At 59.1% G+C, this 23816-nt stretch carries 14 protein-coding genes; 10 read left to right on the top strand and 4 right to left on the bottom strand.

The window, feature by feature from the left end; all coding sequences use genetic code 11:
* Nucleotides 1-195 precede the first annotated feature (195 nt).
* Nucleotides 196-834, bottom strand: coding sequence for a hypothetical protein (locus VGK48_00440; protein ID HEY2379620.1), 639 nt, complete (start codon nt 832-834; stop codon nt 196-198).
* 256 nt (nt 835-1090) lie between these two features.
* Between VGK48_00440 and VGK48_00435 the strand changes: the two genes are divergently transcribed.
* Together VGK48_00435 and VGK48_00430 are read left to right on the top strand one after the other, a co-directional pair.
* Nucleotides 1091-3094 carry a PQQ-binding-like beta-propeller repeat protein gene (locus VGK48_00435; protein HEY2379619.1) on the top strand — a complete coding sequence of 668 codons (2004 nt, stop codon included), beginning with the start codon at nt 1091-1093 and terminating at the stop codon, nt 3092-3094.
* Nucleotides 3095-3161: 67 nt separating this feature from the next.
* On the top strand, nt 3162-4964 hold the full coding sequence (locus VGK48_00430; protein ID HEY2379618.1) for a PQQ-dependent dehydrogenase, methanol/ethanol family: 1803 nt from the start codon (nt 3162-3164) through the stop codon (nt 4962-4964).
* A 278-nt stretch (nt 4965-5242) separates the two neighbouring features.
* Here VGK48_00430 and VGK48_00425 read toward each other — a convergent pair whose 3' ends face one another.
* The gene (locus VGK48_00425) at nt 5243-6334 is read right to left on the bottom strand and encodes a beta-propeller fold lactonase family protein (protein HEY2379617.1); all 1092 of its coding nucleotides are present in this window, start codon (nt 6332-6334) and stop codon (nt 5243-5245) included.
* A 132-nt stretch (nt 6335-6466) separates the two neighbouring features.
* On the opposite strand from VGK48_00425, the gene VGK48_00420 reads away from it, so the two are divergent.
* From VGK48_00420 to VGK48_00385, 8 genes are all read left to right on the top strand, one after another.
* Nucleotides 6467-6865, top strand: a complete 399-nt coding sequence (locus VGK48_00420; GenBank protein ID HEY2379616.1) for a hypothetical protein — start codon at nt 6467-6469, stop codon at nt 6863-6865.
* 22 nt (nt 6866-6887) lie between these two features.
* Nucleotides 6888-8927: a PQQ-dependent dehydrogenase, methanol/ethanol family gene (locus VGK48_00415; GenBank protein HEY2379615.1), complete on the top strand. Its 2040-nt coding sequence runs from the start codon at nt 6888-6890 to the stop codon at nt 8925-8927.
* Nucleotides 8928-9169: 242 nt separating this feature from the next.
* A complete protein-coding gene (locus VGK48_00410) occupies nt 9170-11182 on the top strand; it encodes a TIGR03118 family protein (protein ID HEY2379614.1) in 2013 nt (670 codons plus the stop codon).
* Between the two features lie 187 nt (nt 11183-11369).
* Nucleotides 11370-12323, top strand: a complete 954-nt coding sequence (locus VGK48_00405) for a hypothetical protein (protein HEY2379613.1) — start codon at nt 11370-11372, stop codon at nt 12321-12323.
* 134 nt (nt 12324-12457) lie between these two features.
* Nucleotides 12458-14101, top strand: a complete 1644-nt coding sequence (locus VGK48_00400; protein HEY2379612.1) for a polysaccharide deacetylase family protein — start codon at nt 12458-12460, stop codon at nt 14099-14101.
* Nucleotides 14102-14167: 66 nt separating this feature from the next.
* A complete protein-coding gene (locus tag VGK48_00395) occupies nt 14168-15658 on the top strand; it encodes a PAS domain S-box protein (GenBank protein ID HEY2379611.1) in 1491 nt (496 codons plus the stop codon).
* On the top strand, nt 15645-16106 hold the full coding sequence (locus tag VGK48_00390) for a response regulator (protein ID HEY2379610.1): 462 nt from the start codon (nt 15645-15647) through the stop codon (nt 16104-16106). Before VGK48_00395 ends, VGK48_00390 begins: the two co-directional genes overlap by 14 nt.
* Complete coding sequence (locus VGK48_00385; GenBank protein HEY2379609.1) at nt 16058-17602, top strand: response regulator; 1545 nt, start codon at nt 16058-16060, stop codon at nt 17600-17602. Before VGK48_00390 ends, VGK48_00385 begins: the two co-directional genes overlap by 49 nt.
* Nucleotides 17603-17617: 15 nt before the next feature.
* On the opposite strand, the gene VGK48_00380 is transcribed toward VGK48_00385, so the two are convergent.
* Together VGK48_00380 and VGK48_00375 are read right to left on the bottom strand one after the other, a co-directional pair.
* Nucleotides 17618-21508, bottom strand: coding sequence for a PQQ-binding-like beta-propeller repeat protein (locus tag VGK48_00380; protein HEY2379608.1), 3891 nt, complete (start codon nt 21506-21508; stop codon nt 17618-17620).
* A 316-nt stretch (nt 21509-21824) separates the two neighbouring features.
* Nucleotides 21825-23681, bottom strand: coding sequence for a sigma 54-interacting transcriptional regulator (locus tag VGK48_00375; protein ID HEY2379607.1), 1857 nt, complete (start codon nt 23679-23681; stop codon nt 21825-21827).
* Between the last annotated feature and the right edge of the window lie 135 nt (nt 23682-23816).

The following is a 23816-nucleotide window of genomic DNA, read 5'->3' as shown; positions in this document are numbered from 1 at the left end:
TTTTGGCGCTGCCGAACCGATAGGCCACCAACCGTTTTTAGCCGCAGATGACGCGGATGACGCAGATGGGGCGCCTCCAAAGTTCGTTTTTGCGCCCCATCTGCGTCATCCGCGTCATCTGCGGCTAAAAACCTTCTTGTGCCTTTTGTGTTCCGTTCCCGTCCCGGCCGCTTGCTTCTGCTGCGTTGACGGCGCTTACTGACGCGGAGGACCGCCGCGGCCACGCTGAGCCGGCGGCGGCAGTGTGCCTCCTTCCGCGAGAGTCTTCATGTTCTGAATCGCGCGCGTGAAGGTATTCGCACGGCCCGTCTTGTCGGTTTGCCGAGCCGCATCATCGGCGAGGTTCGAGTTGTCCCACACCAGCGTGTAAATGATCTTCGACGTGGTGGCGGTCACCGGTTTGGCCTCGACGGTGCCGTGATAGAGCGGATAAAACGCGCCCACGCGGACGGGTTGGGTATACGTGTAGGAGAGACTCGTCATGCCCACCAGAACCTCGTTGCCGATAGAACGGACTGCGCCCAACTCACCGTCTTTTCCCGAGATGATCATGCACTGCACTTGCAACCATTCACCGATGTCGCAATATTTTCCGACTCGTGCCCAGACCTCGGCAGCCGGCTTGTTCACATCGACTTCGAGATGGACCGATGAATAAATGGGATTTGGACTGGCGAGAGGCGCCTGCGCTCCACGTTGGCCACCGCGAGCTCCAGCGCCCGCCCCGCCGGGCGCGCCGGCAGGTACACCCTGCGGAGCGAGAGCGGCCGCAGACGCGGCCAAAGCAACCACGAGCAAGCCGGTGACAGCGATTGTTCCAAACACCTTTTGCATGAGTCCTCCAGGCAAATTGTTTTGCTTCCACTTCGAGCGAACACGGTACAGCAGGAAGTACCCGTTCGGCAATGTGCATCAATCAGGTTTTAGCCGCAGATGACGCGGATTACGCAGATGGGGCGCAAGAAGACGACTTAGAATGCGCCCCATCTGCGTAATCCGCGTCATCTGCGGCTAAACACGTAAAAAGACACTGAACAAAACCGATTGCAAGGTGATATGACGTCTATGGCCGGATGGAGGTAAGTGACAAATGCGTGTTTCCCGTGGATTCCAATTGCTGTTCCTTCTGTTGTTGCTCGCCGCCGCCACCCGCCTGGCGGCATTGCAGCAGACCCGCCAGGTGGACGACGCCGCCCTTGCCGATGCCGGCAAGAGCGGAGAGGAATGGATCACCTACAACATTAATTGGGCGGAGCAGCGGTACAGCCCGTTGACGCAGATCAATGCCACGAATGTGAGCAAGCTTGTTCCCCGCTGGTCGATGGACATTCCCGCTGCGCCCGGACCGCCGCAGAATCGCCAGGAAGGGACGCCTTTGGTGTTTGACGGCGTCCTTTACAGCATCACTCCGTGGAGCGTGGTCTATGCCGTCGACGCGCGAACGGGCAAGGAACTCTGGCACAACGATCCTGAGGTCAACCAGATGGTCTGGCAGTCGCGCATCTGCTGCGGCGTTGTGAACCGCGGCATCGCGATGTACCAGGGAAAGATCATTGCTCCGGTTGTCGACGGACGGCTTCGCGCGCTGGATGTAAAAGACGGCAAGGTTGTCTGGGAGACTCGCGTGTCGCCCGAGAATATGGCTTACACGATCACCCACGCGCCGCGTGTGATCAAGGGCGGCAAAGTCATCATCGGCGTGAGCGGCGGCGAATACGGCGTCCGCGGATTCTTCTCGGCCTACGATGCCGCGACAGGAAAACTCGACTGGCGTTTCTATACGGTTCCCGGCGATCCATCCAAGCCTTTCGAACATCCGGAACTCGAAGCGGCCGCCAAGACCTGGAGCGGCGAATGGTGGAAAATCGGCGGCGGGGGCGGGGTCTGGGGCGGCATCGCATACGATCCGGATGCCGATATCGTTTATGTCGCCTCCGGTCAGCCGGCGCCCTGGACTTCGGTTTATCGCGGGCCCGGCGATAACCTTTATTCCGACTGCATCATTGCCGTTCGCGGCGCAACCGGAAAGATGGTCTGGTATTACCAGGAAGTTCCCGGCGACGACTGGGACCTCGATTCCATTGCCGACATGACGCTGGCAGATCTCACGATCAACGGCAAACCGCGCAAAGTCATCATGCACGCCCCGAAAGACGGCTACTTCTATGTGCTCGACCGGCGCACCGGCGAGCTGCTATCCGCTGATCCCTGGGTTCAGGTCAACTGGAGTTCCGGCGTGAACCTGAAGACCGGCCGGCCGGTGATCAACCCGGAAGCCCGCTATGGAACGACCAGCATCAATGTGATGCCGGGCCCGGCGGGCGGCCACACATGGCCGCCGATGTCGTTCAATCCCCAGACCGGTCTGATCTACCTGCCCAGCACTACGGGGCAAGGATACGGTTTCAACGCCAATCCAAACTACACACCCGCTCCGACGGATATCGGCCCGACCGGCCGCGGTCAGATGAACATGGCAACGGGGGGCGGTGGCGGCGCCCGGGGTGGCGCCGCTGGGCGAGGCGGTGCTGCGGGCGCTCGCGGTGCAGGCGGCGGGGCCGGCGGGGCAGCGCAACCCCTGGCACCCGGCCTCGATCCCGGTGGGCGCGGCGCTCCTCCGGCGACGGGCGCGAATGCCGTGCCTGCCAATCCTCCGGCTCAGGGACAACGCGGTCCCGTTATTCCCACAATCGGGCCTGAAGGACGCGGCACTGTTCTGGTTGCCTGGGATCCCGTAGCCCAGAAGGAACGATGGCGAGGAGCTCCGGGCAGCAGTCTCGGGTTCAATGCCGGCGGCACGCTGACGACAGCAGGAAATCTGGTGTTCTCGTCTGCAGGCAATCCCGGACGGGTACTTGCTTTCAAGGCCGATACCGGTGAATTGCTTTACGAGATCCCGACCGGGCTTAGCCAGATGGGACCGCCAATGACGTTCATGATTGATGGCAAACAGTACCTTGTCGTCGCGGGAGGACCGGCTGCCGCAGCCGGCGGACGAGGTGGACCGCCACGAGGTGGAGTTCCGGGCGCAGCGCCGGCCGCTCCGGCGGCTCCTCCGCAGCCGTCGAAACTGATGACGTTCGTGCTGCCGTAGTACGGCGGCGGATTCTGGCCGTAGGCCCGCGTCTTCAGCAGCAACGAAGGCTAAGGAGAACAACGCAATGCAGAGAATCTCTTTCATGAAATACGCCGGACTTGTGCTTGTCATTCCGGTGCTTGCCTGGGCTGCTTTCGCGCAACAGGCGAAACGCGTCGACACCAATGCTTTGCGAAACGCAAAGAAGAACGGCGACGAATGGCTCACCTACGGCAGGGATTATGCGGAAACTCACTATAGTCCCCTGAAACAGATCGACACCTCCAATGTCGGCCGTCTCGGTCTGGCCTGGTCCTGGGAAACGGGATCGCCCGCGGGCGGCCGCGTCGAAGGCACGCCGCTGTTTTCAAATGGCGTTCTTTATGGAAGTCTGGCGTGGGACGTGTTGTTTGCAGTGGATGCCCGGACGGGAAAAATGAAATGGCACTGGGAGCCGGAGATCTCTCAGGAACATATTTCCCAGATTTGCTGCGGGCCGGTAAATCGCGGCGTGGCTTTGTATAACGGCAAAGTCTATGCGGGTTTATTGGACGGGCGCCTGGTTGCGCTTGATCAGGAGACTGGCAAGATCGTGTGGCAGGTGCAAACAACCGACGATCCGGGAACCATCATCACCGGCGCCGTCCGCATCGTAAAAGGCAAGGCGATCGTCGGCAATAGCGGCGCCGAGCAAGCCGTTCGTGGTTACTTCACGGCGTATGATGCCGAAACCGGTAAGCTGGCGTGGCGGTTCTATACCGTTCCCGGCGATCCGTCCAAACCTTTCGAACACCCCGATCTTGCCGCGGCTGCGAAGACCTGGACCGGCGAGTGGTGGAAGATGGGCGGAGGCGGGACAACCTGGGACGCCATGGCATACGATCCGGATGCCGACATTCTTTATGTCGGCACCGGCAACGGCGGTCCATGGACGCACATCTACCGAAGCCCCGGCGGAGGAGACAACCTCTACCTGGCTTCGGTCGTCGCCGTCAAGCCGGACACGGGCAAACTCGTCTGGTATTTCCAGGAAACTCCGGGAGACGACTGGGACTTTACCTCGGTCCAGCCCATGATTCTGGCGGACATCACCATCGGCGGACGGCAGCGGAAAGTGCTGATGCACGCTCCAAAGAGCGGGTTCTTCTACGTTCTGGATCGGATTACGGGAGAATTCATCTCGGGCGAAAAATACGCCAAGCGTGTGACCTGGGCAAAAGGACTCGATGCCAAAGGCCGGCCGATCGAAGCCAAGGGTGCGCGGGCCGCCATCGATGCTCCTGCCACAATTTCGCCCGGGCCCGGCGGGGCGCACAACTGGCAGCCGATGTCTTTCAGTCCGCTCACCGGACTCGTCTATATCCCCGGTCAGGAGAGCAGCTATACCTATCGGGTCGAGCCCAATTTCACCTACAACAAAGGCTTCCGGAATATGGGCGTTGTGTCCAATCTCGGTCCCCGCTTACCGGACGGCACAACGACGCCGACGGCCGCTCCGGCGGGCCCGCCTCCGCGAGAGCCCGAAGGCGCGGAACTTCAGCCCAAGGCTACCGGCGGTTTTCTCGTGGCTTGGGATCCGAAGACAGAGAAGGAACGCTGGCGGATTACAGGAGCCGGAGGAACGAATGGCGGCGGTGGAACGCTTGCGACCGCAGGCAATCTGGTGTTTCACGGTCCCATTGCCTACAACGCCGAAACGGGAGAGAAACTCTGGTCGGCCGACCTTGGAGGCAACAATGTGACTCCCGTGACATACATGCTCGACGGGAAACAGTACGTCACACTTTTCGCCCGGAACTATCCCGAGAACCGCCTGTTCACATTTGTTCTGGATGGGAAAGCGCCGATTCCTCCAATGAAGCTGGCGGCTCCGGCTCCACAGCGATAGAGAGGATCGTCGGTACCCCGGACTGTTGGCCGGTGGGGCGAACATTCCCCGCCTTTCCAAGGCGGGGTGGCTGCGCCGTCATGAAATGGTCCCGTTCCTTAACGGCGCAGACGGGGCGGTTAGTAACTTCCATCAACAACTTAAGGAGCGCTTCGCGATCCCTTGATAACCGCCCCGCCCTACGCGTTCTAACGGTTTGATCGCTCGGGCACCCCGCCTTGGAAAGGCGGGGAATGTCCAGCTCAATCTTCACCGCCGCCCCCTACAGCTTCAACCTCCTACGGCTCGAGGGTGATGATTCCCCATGGCTTGTCGCCGACCTTGATCTTCTTGATCACCATCATTGTTGCCAGATCGACAACCGAAACATCGTTCGAAGGACCGTTCGCCGAATACAGCAGCTTCCCGTCCGGCGAAAGCGCGATGCCCCACGGCCGGTCGCCGACTTCGACGGACCCGGTAACCTTGTCGGTGGCGGTATCGATCACGAAGACCTTCTTGCCCCGCCCGCTGCTGACGTACGCCTTGGTTCCATCGGCTGAGACGATGACGGCCATCGGCTTGATCTCACCGGGCTTTCCGATTTCGATGCTCTTGATCGGTTCGTGCTTCACGGCATCGATGACGCTGATCGCGCCATCGTTCTCACGCCCCACATAGGCCTTGCTGCCGTCCGGCAGGAAAGCCACCTTTCTCGGGCGGCGGCCGACTTTGAACGTTTTGATGACCTTTTCCGCGGCCGTGTCGATGACCGAGATAGTGCCGTCTTCCTCCGATGTGACGTAAACGAACTTACCGTCCGGACTGGTCGTTACCCCTTCCGGCTCTTCGCCGACTTTGAGCGTCTTGAGTACCTTGCCGTTTGCGATGTCGATGATACTCGCCGCGGAGGCATCCTCATTGGAGGTGTACAGCATGGTCCCGTCTTTACTCAGATAAAACTCTTCCGGATCCGAGCCTCCGGTAATCACTTTCGCCAGCTTGTTCTGAGCGACGTCGACGACACCGATGCCGTCGGCACTCTTGTCGGGGGGAGGGAGTTTGCTTTCGTCCTGGTTGGGGCCGCCGATAGGCGAACCGCTCAAGGCAACATAGATCCATTTCCGGTCCGGACTCGCATGAATGCCGCGCGGACGCTTGCCGAGCGGAATGGTGGCTATCACCGTATCCGTCGCGGAATCGATCACGCTCAGATCACCCGAAACTTCATTCGTGGCATAAATGCGGTAGGCGCCTGGAGCCGGAGGCGTGTTCTTGGACTCCTGCGTCTGCGGGGACGTATTGTTATCGGCTTTCTCCGGTGTTGACGGCGTTCCTGCGCATCCCGCGAGCACGAGGAAGAACCCGATCACGCCTGCATACCTTGTCATATTGCGGACTCCTGAATGTGGTTTGTCTTCTATTGGGGCGCTCATAGACTACCCCCTCAATTGCGAATCTCCAATTTGCAACTTTGCCTGCCTCCGTTGACAGCACTGCGGGAGAGTCCATAAAGTACAGACATGAAAAGAGCCTGTCCACTGTTCGTATGCTTTATTTTCCTGACAACGGCAGCATCGACGCTGGCGTTGCCCAACTATATTGAGGACTACTCGAAGGATCCGTTCGCGAAGATCAAAAACGGAGATTGCACGCTCTGCCATGAAAGCGCCACTGGCGGCCAGCGGAACGCCTTCGGTGATTCTTTTGCAGATAACCTGCATCAGATCACCCCGCTCATGCGTTCGCAATTTCCGGACTACTTTTCATATCCGCTGCTGAAAGTGAACGACACTCTTACAATTCACTTCTCCGATCCGGACAACAAGCTTATCGTCGTGCAATCGGGAACCCGAAGAGTGGAAGTGGATCCGGCGGGACGGACAGTCGACGGGAAAAAGGCAACTACGCCGAAAGAATAACAACATCAGGGGGGAAATGCGCATGTCCACACGATCAGGACGCTGGTGGATTTTACCGGCGCTGGCGATTCTCGCGGCATCGGCTGTCGCCGCTCAACAGGCAAAGAAGGTCGACGAGAAGGCGATCAAGAACGCCGGCAAAACCGGCGAAGAGTGGCTGACCTACGGTCTGAACTATCAGGAAACCCGTTATAGTCCCCTGAAGCAGATCGATGCCGGTAACGTGAAGAATCTGGGTCTCGCCTGGACCTACGACGTCGGCAACGGCGGCGGCGGCCAGGAAGACACTCCGCTTTATCATAACGGCGTGCTCTACGGCGTTACGAACTGGAGCGTCAGCTTTGCCGTCGACGCGCGTACCGGCAAGGAAAAATGGAGATGGGATCCGCGGGTGAATCGCGATCTCGTCAACCGCCGCATCTGTTGCGGAAACGTGAATCGCGGATTGGGCATTTATAACGGAAAGATCTACGTCCCGGTCATCGACGGAAGACTCGCAGCGCTCGACGCGGAGACCGGCAAGGTGTTGTGGACCGTCCAGACCACCCCGCCCGAACAGAACTACACGATCACCATGGCGCCGCGCATCGTGAAGAACAAAGTCATCATCGGCGCGAGCGGCGCGGAATACCCCGTCCGGGGTTTCTTCTCCGCATACGATACGGAGACCGGAAAGATGGCCTGGCGCTTCTACACGGTGCCGGGCGACCCGAAGAAACCGTACGAGAATCCCGCTCTGAAAGCGGCTGCCGATACATGGTCCGGCGAATTCTGGAAACTCGGAGGCGGCGGCACCGTGTGGGACGGCATGGCATACGATCCGGATCTCAATCTCTTTTATACCGGAACCGGGAACGGTGGCCCCTGGCCGGAAGAACTGCGCCAGTCGAAAGGCAAAGACAATCTGTACGTCGCCTCCATTCTTGCAGTCAATCCGGACAACGGCCAATTGAAGTGGCATTACCAGGAAGTGCCCGGCGACTCCTGGGATTTTGATGCGGTAGGCCAATTGACGCTGGCCGACATCATGATCAACGGGAAAGAGCGCAAGGTCATTATGCAGGCCGCAAAGAACGGGTTCTTCTATGTGCTCGACCGCACCAACGGAGAGTTTATTTCGGCGCAGCCGTTCGCGCTCGTGAACTGGGCGAGCGGATACGATGCAAAGGGCAAACCGATCTTCAATCCGGACGTTCACTACGGCTCGAACCGGATCTCCGTGATGCCCGGCCCGGGCGGCGCACACAACTGGTCGCCGATGTCGTTCAATCCGAACTCCGGACTGATCTATATTCCAACCACACCGAGCAGCAGCTTCACATACACGATCGTTCCGAACTTCACGCCGTACGGACCATGCATGAATGCAGGAGTTCCCGGCTTCGTCTGTCCGGAAGCGCAGGCCGCGCAGGCGGCAGCCGGCCGCGGCGGCGCCGTCGGAGCAGGATCGACGGCAGCACCGCCTCCCGGACCGCCGGGGGGCGGTGGGGGCCGCGGGGGCCGCGGCGCGCCCATCCCGCCCGCCGGTCCGACGATCGGTCCAGCGTTGAACCCGCCCGGCAGTACAGCCGGAGCGCGTGGGGGATTCCTGATGGCGTGGGATCCGGCAACAAATAAGGAAGTGTGGCGCGGCAATGGTGGAGGCGGCGGGGGCGGCGGCACGCTCACAACCGCGGGGAATCTCGTATTTCAGGTGATTCAGAACGGCGGACGTCTGGTCGCCTATTCGGCCGACAAAGGCGAAATGCTTCTCGACCTCCCCACGGGCCCGATGGGCAATATGGGACCGCCCATCACCTATATGCTCGACGGAAAGCAGTACATCGCGTTGCTCGGCGGTGGCGGTGGCGGACAACGCGGCGCTCCGGGCGGCGGTAGCGCCACATTACCGGATTGGAAAATCCCAGGGAATGTTCCAGTGAATGTCCCTGTCGCCGGTGGAGCTCCCGGTCCCGGCGGCTATGCCGCCAGTCCGACAACTCCGCCGGCTTCAGTGAACGGAGCTCCGCCGAATATTCCACGGATGTACACGTTCGTGCTGAATGGGAAGCCGGTTCAATAAATCGCCAAGAAAAGAAGAAACCACAAGAAGCACAAGAAGCACAAGAGGCACAGGAGAGGGACAGCCTTTCCTGTGCCTCTTGTGCTTCTTGTGGTTTCTTCCCCCTGGGAATGGCCATCTGGAGACACGCGGGAGACGAAGTTTTTGCAATCCTTTCACATCTTCGCCGCACAGGACCTTTTATAGTTTGCTCCGGCTTGTTTCAGCGCCGATCCCCACAAGACCCACAAGAGAGGACAACCATGAAGCTGATTTCGGCTCGACCGATCGAATGTGTCATGCTCTGCGCGCTGGCTTTCTTTTTTGCGGCGCGGCCGGCCTGGTCCCAGACGACCGCAACCATTTATGCACAAACGAACCTGGTCTCGGATATTCCGGGACTGGCCCAGACGACGGATCTCAATCTGAAAAACCCGTGGGGCGTATCGTTCACTGCAACGAGCCCGTTCTGGGTGTCCGATGCGGCATCCGGCCTGTCGACGCTCTACCAAGGAACCGGAAGTACCGTGAACTCCCGGGTTGTCACGGTTCCCGGTGGCCCGACCGGCGAAGTGAGCAATGCGACAACCGACTTCGTTGAAACCAACGGGAAGTCGGCGAGCTTCATCTTTGCAACGCTCAGCGGATCGATTTATGCGTGGAACGCGACCAACACGAACAACGTGGCGGAGCAGGACGCAACGGTTGCCAATGCGAGTTTTACAGGCTTGGCTACGGCGAACAATGGAGCCGGGAATTTTCTCTATGCCGCGAACATGGCAGGTTCCGGGGGCATCGTCGTGTTCAATTCCAGCTTCGCGCGGGTGACTCTTGCCGGCTCTTTCACGGATCCGAACCTGCCGTCGCTGTCTTTTGGAAGCACCGGCGGCTACGTGCCATACAACATTCAGAGTATCAACGGGCAGCTGTATGTCGAATATGCGAATTTCCAAGCGGGAACGGGCGCTGTTAGCATTTTCGACACGAACGGCAACTTTATTAAAGAGTTGATTCCGGCCGGCGGCTCCCATCTGAACGATCCGTGGGGCGTCGTGATCGCGCCGGCCGGTTTCGGAAGTTTCAGCGGTGACCTGCTTGTCGGCAATCTGGGAGACGGCAAAATCAATGCGTTTGATCCGTCTACCGGCAATTTTCTCGGCACACTGAACGGTTTCAATGGTCCGATCGTGAACTCCGGACTGTGGTCCTTGAGCGTCCGCACCGGCGGCACGTTCAATACGAGCGCCGTGTACTTTACGGCTGGAATCAATGGACAGAATGACGGGATCTTCGGCGCATTGACGGCCGTCTCTTCGACGACTCTCGCCATCACGACGGCGTCATCGCTGACTGCAGGCACGGTCGGCGGTCCGTATACGCAAACATTGGCCGCCGTGGGCGGCGCCCCGCCCTATTCGAATTGGACCGTGACGAACGGCGCTCTGCCGCCGGGTTTGACGCTGAACTCGACGACTGGAATTGTCGGCGGAACGCCAGTGGCGGTCGGCGGAACCTTCAGTTTTACCGTAAGCGTCAAGGACAGCAGCGGCGCGTCGACTTCCGGTTCTTTTCAATTGGCAGTTCAACCGGCCTCGTCGACGGCGGCACTGACTCGAATCGGCAGTTTCGCTCAGGTCGCTTCGGGCGCCGGCTGGAAGACCACAATGACGCTGATCAACCTGACGGGGACCACGGCCAATGCTCAGATCAACTTCTATGCAGACAACGGAAAGCCAATGACGTTGCCTCTGATCTTCCCCGAATTTGGATCGAGCATGATGACCTCGTCGGTCAATCTGACGTTAACCCCTAACGGCTCGGTCGTGATCCAAACCAACCTATCGACGCCGCTCAGCCAGGGTTGGGCAGATGTGCAGGCAACGGGTTCGCTGACCGGGTATTCCACCTTTGGCGTCAATACGGCCGGCATTACGCCCGCTGAAGGCACGGTGAATCTGGATAGCCGATTATCGACAGCGCTGATCGTTCCCTATGACAACACGAACGGAGCACAGACCGCGCTGGCGTTGGCAAATCAATCGGCGGCAGCGCAAACCATCATGGTGACGTTGTTCGATCAGAATGGAGCGCAGTTAAGCTCCTCGCCGATCACGCTGCCCGGCTTCGGTCATATGGCGTTCTTTCTGAACAGTCAGTTTGCGCAGTCGGCGAACCAGCTTGGAGTGATTCAATTCCAAAGCGCCGGCGGCCTCACGGGTCTTGGTCTGCGTTTCGACTCGACGGGCGCCTTCACCTCGATTCCGATCGCCCGGTAAGCTGGAACAGATGTTCGCACGTATATAACGTGGCCATTCCCCGCCTTTCCAAGGCGGGGTGGCTGCGCCACTGGTAATACGGTCCCGTTCCTTACGGCGCAGACGGGGCGGTTAGTAACTTCCAACAAAATACTGATCGCGATGCTCTGCCGATTCCGCCCTGGAGCATCCGCTCTATACTGTTTTTATGAGCGCCTCACGGCCGCTTCCCGGACTGTTCTTGAAGTTAGGCGTGCTATTCGCCTGCTCGACCGCCAGCGCTGCGGCAAAGCCGGCCCGGGCCGTATGGATCTGGGAGACGGAAACCGCACGTCTTCTGCACGACACCGGGTTTCAGCGTGCGACGGCATCCTTTCTTGTGGCGCATCATATTTCAACGCTGTACCTCTACGCGGACGAATATCAGGGTAAGAACCTGCTGACCGAAGAGAAAAAGAAGTTTCGGAAATTCATCCGGAGCATGCATAGCCAGGGATTCAACATCTACGCGCTGCTTGGGTCAGCAGATCTCCGGACGCCGGAGTACATTCTCCCGGAGAATCGCCGCGCTGCCGAACGCACGTTCCGGAACATTCTGCTCTTCAATGCCACTTCCGATCGCTTAGCCCGCTTTGACGGCATCAATATCGACCTTGAACCGTATCTGCTTGACGATTGGGAATCACAAAGGGAAATCCGCATGCGTCAATATCTCGAATTGTCCGAACAGTGGATGCAAATAAAAGCGAAGATGAAATCTACAATCCCAGTGGGATCCACATTGCCGTTTTGGTTCGACGCTATTAAAGATGTCTGGTGGAACGGGAAACAGCAGAGTCTGAACCAACACGTCCAGAACATTTATGACTATGTTGCTGTCATGGATTACCGGAATTTTGCCGCAGGTCCGGACGGCATGATTGCCCAGGCTATAGACGAACTGGCCTATGCAGACACGATAAGAAAGAAAATAATTATCGGCATTGATACCCAGCCTGAATCCCCGGTGAAAATTACCTTTGCCGGCGCAAGTCCGGCATACATGGAGAGCCAACTGGGGCTTGCGGAAATGGAGTTCTCGGCTCATCCGTCATTTTCAGGTTTTGCGATCCACAATCTAAGCTCCTACTGGAATTTAACCGCCGAACCGGAGCGTCACTAGAAGGCCAGGTTGTGATCCGATTAGCCGCCCGCTTTTCACTATGCCTGACTATTGCCGTCCTGATGCTTTGCAGTTGTTCAAAGCCGCTGTACTCTGTCACCGGCCCCGAAACAAAATCGGATATTCCACGTGAGATGCCGGACGTTGTCCCTGCCGATGCAGCACCGGATGCATCGGCAATGGCCCTCCTTGTTACCGATCCCGATAGCAATTGGCAGGATTTATGGGCAGCTTTTCGTGCGGCTGGAATTCCTGTTTCGGTTGAGAGCAATGTCGACCGCGCTCTGGGCCACCGCACGGTCTTTGTCTACCCGCGAATCTCCGGACCCGCACTTTCCGAAAAAGCAATTATCAGCCTGATGGCACATGTAAAGGAGGGTGGGAAGGTCCTTACGACGGACGTCCCCATCGAGCGGATTGGAGACGCTTTTGGCTTCACTCAGGTGACAGATGGAGCCCCGCATTCCAGGATCCGAGGCAAAAGCCTGGAAATCGGAACTCGCGGAAATACCAGACTGCCGTTCAGCACATCGACCTATCGGGGAGTCAAAGAGGCCGCTGTGCTGTTCGAGGACGGTTCGCCTGCAGTATTCGAAAACCGCTGGGGTAACGGGACGACGCTTGTGTTCAGCTTTGATCTCGGCACGCTCAGCTATCTTGCCCATGCGGGGCGGGATGAATCGATTGAGAGGCCATATATCAATGGGTTCGTATCGATACTGGATCCTTTGATCGCCCTGGTAAAGAGAGCGTATCGCGATGGCGATCGCTCCGCGATTACCTTCGGTACGGTGCCGGACGACAGGCAACTTGCAGTATTGATGACTCACGATGTGGACTACGCGAAATCTGTTCCGAATTCTCTGACGTATGCCAGAGAGGAACATCGGCTCGGAGTCCGGACAACCTTTTTCGTACAGACCAAATATATTCAAGATTTCAATGATGTGGCGTTCTTTGGTCCGGAACAGCTCTCGATACACCGGCAGGTGCTCGAAGAAGGGATGGAAATCGGAAGTCATTCGGTATCCCACTCGCGCCAGTTCAACAAGCTTCCCGAAGGTAGTGGAACGGAAAAGTATCCATCATATCTGCCCTTCGTCAAGAGCAGAACGGTCACTCAGAATGCGACTGTGCTCGGAGAACTCCGAGTCAGCAAGTTCTTGTTGGATTCCCTTCTGCCCGGGCGGCGCACCGTATCTTTCCGCAGCGGTTTTCTGCTGGATCCCGAATCGCTTCCGCAGGATCTTGTTGCCACCGGCTATCTTTACGATTCGAGCGGGACCGCCGGTCTCTCGATGACGCACCTTCCCTTTCAGCTCACGTATAACAGGCGCGGCCGGCAATTACTTCCCATTTACCGGTTCCCGATAACCATGGGCGATGAGGCGGAACCCGTGGCGCTTCAACCCGCGATCGATGTTTGTGAACGAATCGCAGAGTCGCACGGTATCTGCAACGTGTTGGTTCACCCGAACGAACTGGGACCGAAACTCGAATTTGCCGTCGGGTTCATTAAACACTGGAAGAGCCGCGCATGGATCGGAACGCTATCGCAGCTCGGCGAATGGTGGGCGGCGAGAGATCGTATATCCGTATCCGTGGGCGATAAGGAAATCCACTTACAGATACCATCGAAGATTTCCGGCCTGGTGCTGGAACTCGCACCTGGAGACATAGTGACCGCAATCGCACCCGCCTCCGCCGGGTTTCATCAGAATGGTGATCATGTCACGTTAGGGCCGGCGGGCGGCGCCGTTACGCTGTATCGGAAATAACAAGGCCGGCTGGCCTGAGCGCCTAGTCCTACTTTCAATTGCGCCAAAGTCCTATACTTGTAGGTAATGGCTATCCGTCAGCCAACTCAGCAACACGAACAATTCATGAGCATGGTGGCAGGGGTGCAGGACTGCGCCATCATTCTGCTGACGCCGGAGGGCATCATCGATAGTTGGAATGTGGGCGCGGAGCGGATCAAGGGCTATAGCGCCGGCGAAATCATCGGAAAGCATTTTTCGGTTTTTTATCCCAAGGAAGCTATCGAGAGGAAATGGCCTGAATTCGAGCTGAAGACGGCAGCCAGCGAAGGCCGGTTCGAAGATGAGGGATGGCGTGTTCGTAAAGACGGTTCGCTCTTCTGGGCGAACGTGATCACCACCCCTTGGAAGGACAACGCCGGTAACCTGGCCGGATTCCTGAAAATCACTCGCGACTTAACCTCACGCCGCGAGATGGAACTCGCGTTGCGTGAAAGCGAGGAACGATTTCGGCATCTTGTCACGAGCGTCACCGATTACGCATTTATCCTGCTGGATCCCGATGGGTACGTCCGGGGCTGGAATCCTGGGGCGGAAAAGATCAAAGGCTACACGGAAGCAGAAATCATCGGAAAGCATTTTTCGCTGTTCTATCCCGAGGAGGCGATCGAGAAAGGATGGCCACAGCACGAACTGGAAAAGGCGCGATCCGAGGGAAGATTCGAAGACGAAGGTTGGCGCCTCCGCAAAGACGGGTCGCCATTCTGGGCGAATGTGGTTATCACCAGTTTCCGTGACGAGTTTGGAGTCCTTAAGGGATTCTGGAAAATCACGCGCGATCTCACGGAGCGAAAACACGCCGAAGAGGATTTGAGACAGAGTAATCGCGAATTGGAACAGTTCGCATCGGTTGCCGCGCACGACCTGCAGGAACCTTTGCGTAAAATTCAAGCGTTCGGCGACCGCTTGCAGGCCCGAACCTCCAAAGCCATCGATGAACAGGCGAAGGATTACCTGGATCGCATGCTGGACGCCGCAGTCCGTATGCGTTCCCTCATCAATGACTTGTTGACGTTCTCTCGAGTCCACACCAAAGGCCAGTCCTTCGTGCCCGTCGATCTCACGACCATTGCACAGGAAGTGATTTCGGATCTGGAGGTTCGTATTTCGCAAGCGGGAGGCCGCGTGGTTGTGGGTCCGCTGCCGACGGTGACGGCCGATCCATTACAGATGCGGCAACTGCTCCAGAATCTGATTGGAAACGCCTTGAAATTCCGCAAACCCGGCGAGCCTCCAGTCGTAACCCTCGCCGGCAGGCGCAGCGGAGGATGTTTTGAGATTGCCGTCAGCGACAACGGGATAGGCTTTGAAGAGATCTATCTCGACCGGATTTTTGAGATTTTTCAACGCCTCCATGGCCGCCAGGAGTATGAAGGCACGGGCATGGGCCTCGCGATTTGCAGGAAGATCGTTGAGCGTCATGGAGGTTCGATCACTGGCCGAAGCGCGCCCGGGGCGGGCGCGACATTTACTGTAAAGCTCCCGATCCGACCTGGAGGACAAGATGCCAAGCCATAAATCGCTCGTGATTCTGATGGCCGACGATGACGCGGACGACCGCGAAATGACCCGCGACGCATTCGAAGCAAGCCGCCTCGCCAACGATCTCCGGTTTGTCGTGGATGGAGTGGAATTGATGGACTATCTCCACCAAAGGGGGAAATATGCCGACCCCTCAATGGCTCCCCGGCCCGGGTTCATCCTGCTCGACTTGAACATGCCGAAGAAGGACGGCCGCGAAGCTTTGGCGGAAATCAAAGGCGATGCCAGGCTGACGGATATTCCGGTGATCGTGCTCACGACATCCAAAGAAGAGGAAGACATCAACAAGAGCTATCTGCTGCACGCGAATTCCTACATCACGAAGCCTGTGACGTTCGACGCCCTGGTCGATGTTGTCACGGGTCTGGGCAGGTATTGGCTGGAGATTGTGGAATTGCCGAATGGGCGGAAACGGATCGCCTGACTGCCATGGAGCCGGTTATACGTGTCTTATTGATCGAGGACGACGAGGATGACTATGTCCTGACTCGATCCTTGCTCTCGGAGAGCAAGGACACGAAATTCCGTCTCGACTGGGTCTCGTCTTATGCCGAGGCCGTGGACGCAATCGAAGGAGCGCAGCACGCCGTCTATCTCGTCGATCACAACCTGGGGCCTGATGACGGCCTGGAACTCGTCAAGCGATATTCAGCCGGCCCTGTTCCGATGATCATGTTGACCGGTCAGGAGGGCCGCGAAATCGATCTGGAAGCCATGCGCAGCGGCGCGATCGATTATCTCGTCAAGGGCCAGATCAACGCGGCTTTGCTCGAGCGCTCGATTCGCTATTCGATCGAGCGCAAGCGGACCGAAGAGGCTCTACGCCGGAAAGACGAATTTCTCGCAATGCTTTCACATGAATTGCGAAATCCCCTGGCGCCCATCCGTACCGCGCTCCATATTCTGGAAATGCCGCAGGTCGATGAAGAACACGCGCGTCATGCGAAGGAAGTGATCAAGCGGCAAATGGAGCACCTGGTGCGGCTGGTCGACGAGCTTCTCGATATCTCCCGGATCATGCACGGCCGGATCGAATTGCGAAAGCAGCCGGTCGATCTTGTGGATGTGGTGAAGCATGCGATTGAAACGGCGCAACCCGCAATCGATGCCCGGGGCCATCAGATAAGCGTGACGTTTCCGGCCGGGCGCGTCGTTATCGAAGCCGATGCCGTGCGCCTTTCGCAAGCGATCGGCAATCTGTTGATCAATGCGGCGAAGTACACGGAAAAAGCCGGACGGATCTGGATCGAGGCCGGCCGGGAAAAGGATGACGCGGTCATTCGCGTTCGGGACTCCGGCGCGGGTATCGAACCGGAGCTGCTGCCGCAGATTTTCGATCTCTTTGTCCAGGGCCAACGCTCGCTGGCGCGCTCCCAGGGCGGACTTGGAATCGGCTTGACGCTGGTCAAGCGTCTGGCCGAGCTCCATGGAGGAACCGTCACGGCGTCAAGCGCCGGCCTCGGGAGAGGAAGCGAGTTCGTGGTGCGTATTCCCGCGCTTCACAGCCCTTCAGACGCGGAGAGTCCGCCGATACCGGGGGAATCCCAACGCAGTTCCCGTCACGTCCTGGTTGTCGATGACAATGTCGATGCGGCCGAGTGCGTCGGCGTCATGTTGGAACTGCAGGGCCATCAAGTGCAGGTCGCGCACGATGGGTTCGAAGCAGTCGAAGCCGCCAGGCGCGATAAGCCGGATGTCATCCTGCTCGATATCGGGCTTCCCGGCCGTGACGGCTACGAAGTGGCTGAGATCCTGCGTGCCGATCCTCAATTCGCCCAGACCAAAATCATCGCTGTCACAGGTTACGGTAAGGACGAGGACCGTCAGCGGTCCAAAGCCGCCGGCATGGATCATCACCTCACCAAGCCTGTGGCCCCCGAAGATCTCGACCACTTGATGGGCACTTTCGCCAAAGCCTGATTCCTTCTTAATGATTCACTTCAGTTTTAAAGCGAAAGCGTGGCCCTGCGGCGTGAAGGCGAAGAGCCGGCGGCCATCGATTAACGTCGTTGAAGCCGGCCAGAGGAGCTCCGGCTGGCGAGTGGTTGGTCTGGTTAAAGAAGCCGGCGCGGCAGCCGGCTGGAGCGAGCCATCCGCAACGCGGAGCGGGTAGGTTTGCTGCCCGACGGTGTAAGCGACAGCGTTGCCGCTTGCAACAAACGCGCGGATGGGTTCGCCGGCGTCGAGAGCGCCGATTTTCAGAGTCTGGTTGTGAGTCCAGGCGTGCGCGCCGGACGCTGCGTCGAAGGCATCGACGAAGACCTGAACGGAGTGGGTGTTGATATCCGGCACCACGCTGGCAACGAAGAGGCGGCCGGAGGAAAAAGCAATCCAGGCCTGATCGATGCGCTGCTTCCCTTTCCACGCTGCGATCTGTTTGCGCTCGCCGCTCTGCGCGTCGACGCGGTACAGAAAGACGCTGTTCAGGTCGGCCTGACTCCCCTCGGCATAATATAAATAAGGCCGCGGTCCATTGACGGCGATTGACGCGGTGAAGCGTTCGGTGGCGAACCGCCACGCGATGGCGCCGGTTTCAGGATCCAGCGCCACGATTGCGCGATCCAGCGGGACGCCCTCTGCGTCCTGCGCGGACTTCCGGCCGACGCTCACCAGCCGGTTGCCGATCAAAACCGGATCGCCGGCCACATCCGTCCCGATCCTGGAGACCCATAACAATCCGTGATTCTGTTTCAGGTCGTCGATCGTGCGCCGGCCCTCCTTCGAGTCGAGGCCGACGAGGTCTGCGTAGCGTGCGAGTTGCTGTCCACTCGCTACGGTATTGCCCGCTGCCTGTGAGAGCCGAGCCTGCAGCAGCACCAGCGGCGGGTAATCGGGGTCGAGCACCGACGCGTTCGCCGCGAACACGCGCGCCTGATTCAAGTCGTGCTTGGCGAGATACGTCCGGGCCAACTCGGTCAGCGTGGTCATCTCGGCCACGGCGTGTGAGGGCCCCGATGTCCGGTACTGCTTCACGCCCGTGTCATCGAGAACGAACAGCCGTCCGGCTTCGGCCAGGACCGAGGGCGTTCCGGCGCTCTGGTATTGCCAGAGCTGTTCTCCGGTTTCCGTATCGACCGCGGAAATCTGCGGCGGCGACCTGTAAAAAACCGCGGCGCGGTCCACGAACGTTACAGCGGGCCCCATGTCGACGCCGGGGTATTCCCACTTTTTGATTCCGTCCAGCGTGAAGCTATAGAGCGTCTTCCCGGACCGCACGATCAGCCCGTCATCGCCGACATGATCGAGCAGCACGCCCTTGCCGGCCACCGGGATCGTATGGATCACTGCGCCCGATGCAGCATCGAGAACCACGATATCGCCTTGCGCGGTTCCCAGGTAAAGGCGGCCGCCGAGAATGCGAATGTGCTGCACGTTCCTTTTCAAAGGCGCGCGCCACAGAATGCGAGCCGTAGCCAGGTCGATCGCGCAGAAGTCGAGGTTTTCCGGCATCATATAAAGGATGTTGCCCTGGACCATCGCGCTGACCAGGTACTTCGGTCCCACGGACGTCCGCAAGGCGTCGGCGAATTGCGCCATGGCGATTTCGCCCGCGGTCCTGCCGGTTTCGAGATCGACAATGAAGATCCGGCGCTCGGGCTCAAAGACCACCAGACCTTTGTCCGTCAGCAATTCCGATGGTTTCTGCGATTGAACCCGCACGGTCCAGGCGTCGGTTCCGTCGGACTTCCGGATCGCGTGATACGTGCCCTCCGACCGGAAGATGAAAATGTCGCCGTACGCTTTCGTGGCCGCTGTCCACGGCGCCTCGACGCCGTCCATGGCGAGATTCTCCCGGCTCCACAAACGGCCGCCCGTACGGCCGTCCAGCAGGTCAAAGCGCCGCAAGGCCGGGGAATAGACGTAGACCGCGCCGCCGATCGGCGCATACCGCGGCACGTCGTCACCGAAGCCGCCGAGTTCGGTATGCCAGACCAGGCTGCCGTCGTTCGAAAACGCATATAAACCGATCTTCTGTGGAGCGGCAGGAGCCTTCGCGTCGATCGCGGGCACGATCGTCAGGCTGTCGTTGCCGAAGGCTGCCGTATTCAGAAGGATGTTTTCATCCGCGACTGCCACACGGGCGCCGGCGCGTTTTACCAGATCCATGAATTGAAGGACGGTTGTCTTTCGGTTGCGTTCTCCCCAGGCGGCGCGCTGAAGTGATGTTGGCCGGCGTGGCGCAAACTTATCGCGTTGCGAATGGTTCGACGCGGTGTCGTTCGCCCGGATGATGCCGTGGACAGGGTTCGAATACATCGGATCCCAGCTCCAGGTGACGGTCTGGTCGGATTCGGATTGCGGAAGCGCCCGCTTGAAAGCGTCGGCCGCATCGTCGAGGCGGTTCATCTTCAGGAGCGCGAGGCCGCGGTAGTGGTTCGCCCCCGGATATTGCGGATCGATCGAGAGCGTCCGGTCAAAGGCCTTCAGGGCATCGGCGGCAAGATCCTTCTCAAAATAGTAAACGCCGCTCGAGAAGGCCTGAAATGCTTCGATGCTGTGACCGTCGGGAGGCGCGTTCTGAGATCGCTCGGCGCCCGTACCGTGAAGGAGCGCGGCCAGCTGTCTGGCGAGAGCGCCCTGAAGTTTGAAGAGGTCCTGGAATGCGCCGTCGACAGTTGCCGGAGAACGCAACAGGCCGCCGGTTGCAGGATCGACGATGCGGCCGATGAGCCTCACGTCCGTTCCGGTCTTCTGTAGAGTTCCGGTAATCAGGGCGTCGACGCCCATTGCTTTGCCGATCTCGCGGGCATCGGCGGCGGAAATCAGATCGAATTCCGGGACCTTCATGTCATGGACAGTGACGAGGACCTGGCCGCGGTCGACGACGGTGAGGCCGGTGATCTGTGCGAGCTCGGTCGCGACGGTTTCCGAAATACCGGCGGTATAGGGTTCGAGAGAGGCATCGCCGCCGAGGTTGTGGAAGCCGAGGACCGCAACGCGGCGGATCGTTTTCGCAGCCTGCTTCTGTAGGGGAGGTTTTTCGCGATGAAAAGGGCGGTCATAGACCGCGCCTACAGAGGAAAAGAAGTAGAGGCCGAGCAGGATCAATGCAGTGGCGGACGCTGTCAGAAGCGCGGTGTGGCCTCGGGATGGTTGCAGCTGCGGCAAAGCGAGGCCTAACGCGCTGCGGCATTCGGCGGCGGAGTTGAAGCGGTTTTTGCGATCGACTTCGAGGCAGCGTTCGATCGCGGATCTCACATCGCCGGGAACGCCGGCCGGAAGTTCGAGCGGAGCGGGAGGCCTGGGGTGTTCGCCGGACAACATCTCGCCGAGAACGAGTCCGAAGTTGAAGAGATCGGCGCGGGCATCGCATGGCGCGCCGCTAGCCTGCTCGGGAGCACGATGTGAAGGCGTGCCTCCTGGCGCTTTTCCTGTTTCGAAATCCTCGGAGGCTATCGGGCGGGCCTGCCCGAAATCGAGGATTTTCACGTGGCCGTCGCGCGTGAGCATGATGTTTGCAGGTTTCAGGTCCAGGTGCATGGAACCCATCTTATGGATGGCTTCGAGGCCATCGAGGAGTTCGCCGGCTATAGCGTGCGCCACGTTCCAGGAAAGCGGCCCTTCCCGCAGGCGGTCGGCGAGAGTGCACCCGTCGATGTACTCCATAACCAGGAATTTGATCCCGTCCTCTTCCTGGTAGGTGTAAATACGGCACACGTACGGATGCGTGACCCGGTATGCAATGGACAGCTCGCGCACCGGAACGCCGGGGAAATCGTGGAACACCTTCACCGCAACGGTTTGAAGTGTGAGCGTATCTTTGGCTTTATGGACGGCGCCGGTGCTTCCGCGGCCAAGTTCGCGTTCCAGTTTGTATCTTTCCATATCGGGTGGAGGCATTATATGGCGTCGGGTAAAGGTGTCAATGATCGGGTAGTACGAGCAAAACCTCGTCGGGGACGACATTCCCCGCCTTTGCAAGGCGGGGTGGCTGCGCCATCAGTAAACGGTCCCGTTCCTTAGCTCGCGCAGACGGGGCGGTTAGTAAACTCCATCAACAAATAAGGTGCGCTGCGCGGTTCATTCGAAACCACCCCGCCCTCGCGCGGCCTAACGATTGGATCGTTCGGGTTCCCCTCCTTTGAAAGGAGGGGAATGGGAGTTGCCGTCCGTCAACAACCTTGTCTTTTCAGGGACGCCGCTATCGTTCCTTATTCCCACCATCCAGAAGGCGGTACACATAACGTTCGCTGTACCCCGTGCGTCTGGCCGTTTCCGCTTTATTGCGCGTTTCGGCGTAGACCCTCGCGACTTCGGCCCTTGCAATTTCCAGCGCGATCTCGCGGGCGCTTTTCTGGACGCCAGGTGGTGCAGGCGCTGCGGCTGCGGCAGCTGCCCGCCGGGGCTCCAGCAGCGCGGGCGGCAAATCCTTCAGCCGGATGACCGTCGATCCGCCGGCTTTCGCAAATGCGGCCCCGGACCGGACCATGCCGCGAAGGTCGCGAACGTTGCCCGGCCAGTCATAAGCCAGTACCGCTTTCAGCGCATCCGGCGCGATCCCCGTAACGCCCAGACTGTTCCCGAAGCGGCCCAGAAAATAATCGAGCAGCAGCGGGATGTCGTCGCGGCGCTCGCGCAAAGGCGGGACGACGATGATGATGTCTTTCAGCCGCTCGTACAGATCACTGCGAAACCTGTAATTGCGGATCGCCTCCAGCAGATCCACATTCGTGGCGGCGATCACACGGACATCGACTTTCACGATTCGTTTCGCGCCGACCGGCGAGAATTCGAACTCCTGCAGGACGCGGAGCAGTTTCGGTTGCATCTCCATCTTGAGTTCGCCGATCTCGTCCAGCAGAAGGGTCCCGCCGTCCGCCAGCTTGAACTTACCGTCCTGGGAGTCCGTCGCGCCGGTGAAAGAACCTTTGACGTGCCCGTAGAACTCGCTCTCGAAGAGGGGCTCGGGGATGGCCGGGCAGTTGACGGCGACAAAGGGTTCACCGGCGCGGCCGCTCTTCGCATGAATGCGGCGGGCAACGACTTCCTTGCCGGTCCCTGTCTCGCCCGAGATCAGAACCGGGATATCGGAAGCCGCCGCAACCTCGATCCGTTCGGAAACCGTCTGGATGGCCTCGCTTTCTCCGATGAGTTCGGGGCCGGACTCCTGTGCTGCTTTCAGCACATCCCTTTCATGACGAATCGTTTCGACCTGCCGGGACACGCGGAGCCCCGTGACCAGGGTATCCGCCAGTTTCTCCGCCCATTGCAGATGTTCCGGCTCGAAGGCGCTGGCGCCCCGGACACCTTCCAGATAAAGGACGCCCTTGATCAGGTCCCCATCCAACAAAGGAACGCAAATGGCAGGAGGAACGATCGTCTTCGGCATGCGCGATTCGCGTGTTGCTTGAACTTCGGCCACGAGCCGCGTATTGAAAGGAAACCGCTCCGTGATGCCGGAATCGTATTCGCGATAGACCTGAAGAACGAAATCGGGCGGCTCGGGACCGATGTGCCTGCCGTTGATGAGGACCGCTCCGCGCCTGGCGGGAATGATGCGGAGAATCGAAACGAGCAGATGCGATAGCAGCTCGTACGGATCTTGAATGGCCTTCAAACAGGGGCCGGTCTGGAGCGATGCCTGCAGACCGCCGCGGTAATACGACGTGAGGTCATCGATCGAGGAGTAATCCACCCGCAGTGTTTCCCCGTCCTGGTTTTTCGAGATTTCGCCCTCCATCAAGGTAAGAAGTTTCTTCGGCACTTGATCTTGAACCAGGACGACAAAAATCGTGATGCCGCATTCGACCCGGCTGCCCTCGTGAAATTCTCCGCTGAGGCAATACTCGCCGTCGACCCGGATGCCGTTCCGCGTATCGAGGTAGCGGAAGAGAAGCCTGCCGGCCTCGCGCCGGAACGCAAAATGCGCCTTGGAGGTCGTGGGATCCTTCAGTACGATGTCGTTCTCCGCACCTCTGCCGACGGTTGTTTCTTTGTCCAGGAATGGAAACTCGTGTCCTTCCAGCGGTCCTGAAATCGCTCTAAGTCTGGCGCCCATGGGCCGGGCATGTTAGGACAGCAGCGATGGGATTGCAAGAGCGGACGCAAGCAGCCGGCGGCTCCGGTCAAAGTTGTTTAGCCGCAGATGACGCGGATTACGCAGATGGGCGCATCAATAAGCTTTTTTTGCGCC

It is taken from the genome of Terriglobia bacterium, assembly GCA_036496425.1.
Lineage (GTDB): Bacteria > Acidobacteriota > Terriglobia > 20CM-2-55-15 > 20CM-2-55-15 > 20CM-2-55-15.
The sequence above is the reverse complement of the archived record's forward strand: the minus strand, read 5'-3'. Positions and strand labels throughout refer to the sequence as shown.

Coding starts and splice junctions, on each gene's coding strand:
- VGK48_00440 (HEY2379620.1), bottom strand. CDS start 834: ATGCAAAAGGTGTTTGGAACAATCGCTGTCACCGGCTTGCTCGTGGTT.
- VGK48_00435 (HEY2379619.1), top strand. CDS start 1,091: ATGCGTGTTTCCCGTGGATTCCAATTGCTGTTCCTTCTGTTGTTGCTC.
- VGK48_00430 (HEY2379618.1), top strand. CDS start 3,162: ATGCAGAGAATCTCTTTCATGAAATACGCCGGACTTGTGCTTGTCATT.
- VGK48_00425 (HEY2379617.1), bottom strand. CDS start 6,334: ATGACAAGGTATGCAGGCGTGATCGGGTTCTTCCTCGTGCTCGCGGGA.
- VGK48_00420 (HEY2379616.1), top strand. CDS start 6,467: ATGAAAAGAGCCTGTCCACTGTTCGTATGCTTTATTTTCCTGACAACG.
- VGK48_00415 (HEY2379615.1), top strand. CDS start 6,888: ATGTCCACACGATCAGGACGCTGGTGGATTTTACCGGCGCTGGCGATT.
- VGK48_00410 (HEY2379614.1), top strand. CDS start 9,170: ATGAAGCTGATTTCGGCTCGACCGATCGAATGTGTCATGCTCTGCGCG.
- VGK48_00405 (HEY2379613.1), top strand. CDS start 11,370: ATGAGCGCCTCACGGCCGCTTCCCGGACTGTTCTTGAAGTTAGGCGTG.
- VGK48_00400 (HEY2379612.1), top strand. CDS start 12,458: ATGCCGGACGTTGTCCCTGCCGATGCAGCACCGGATGCATCGGCAATG.
- VGK48_00395 (HEY2379611.1), top strand. CDS start 14,168: ATGGCTATCCGTCAGCCAACTCAGCAACACGAACAATTCATGAGCATG.
- VGK48_00390 (HEY2379610.1), top strand. CDS start 15,645: ATGCCAAGCCATAAATCGCTCGTGATTCTGATGGCCGACGATGACGCG.
- VGK48_00380 (HEY2379608.1), bottom strand. CDS start 21,508: ATGGAAAGATACAAACTGGAACGCGAACTTGGCCGCGGAAGCACCGGC.
- VGK48_00375 (HEY2379607.1), bottom strand. CDS start 23,681: ATGGGCGCCAGACTTAGAGCGATTTCAGGACCGCTGGAAGGACACGAG.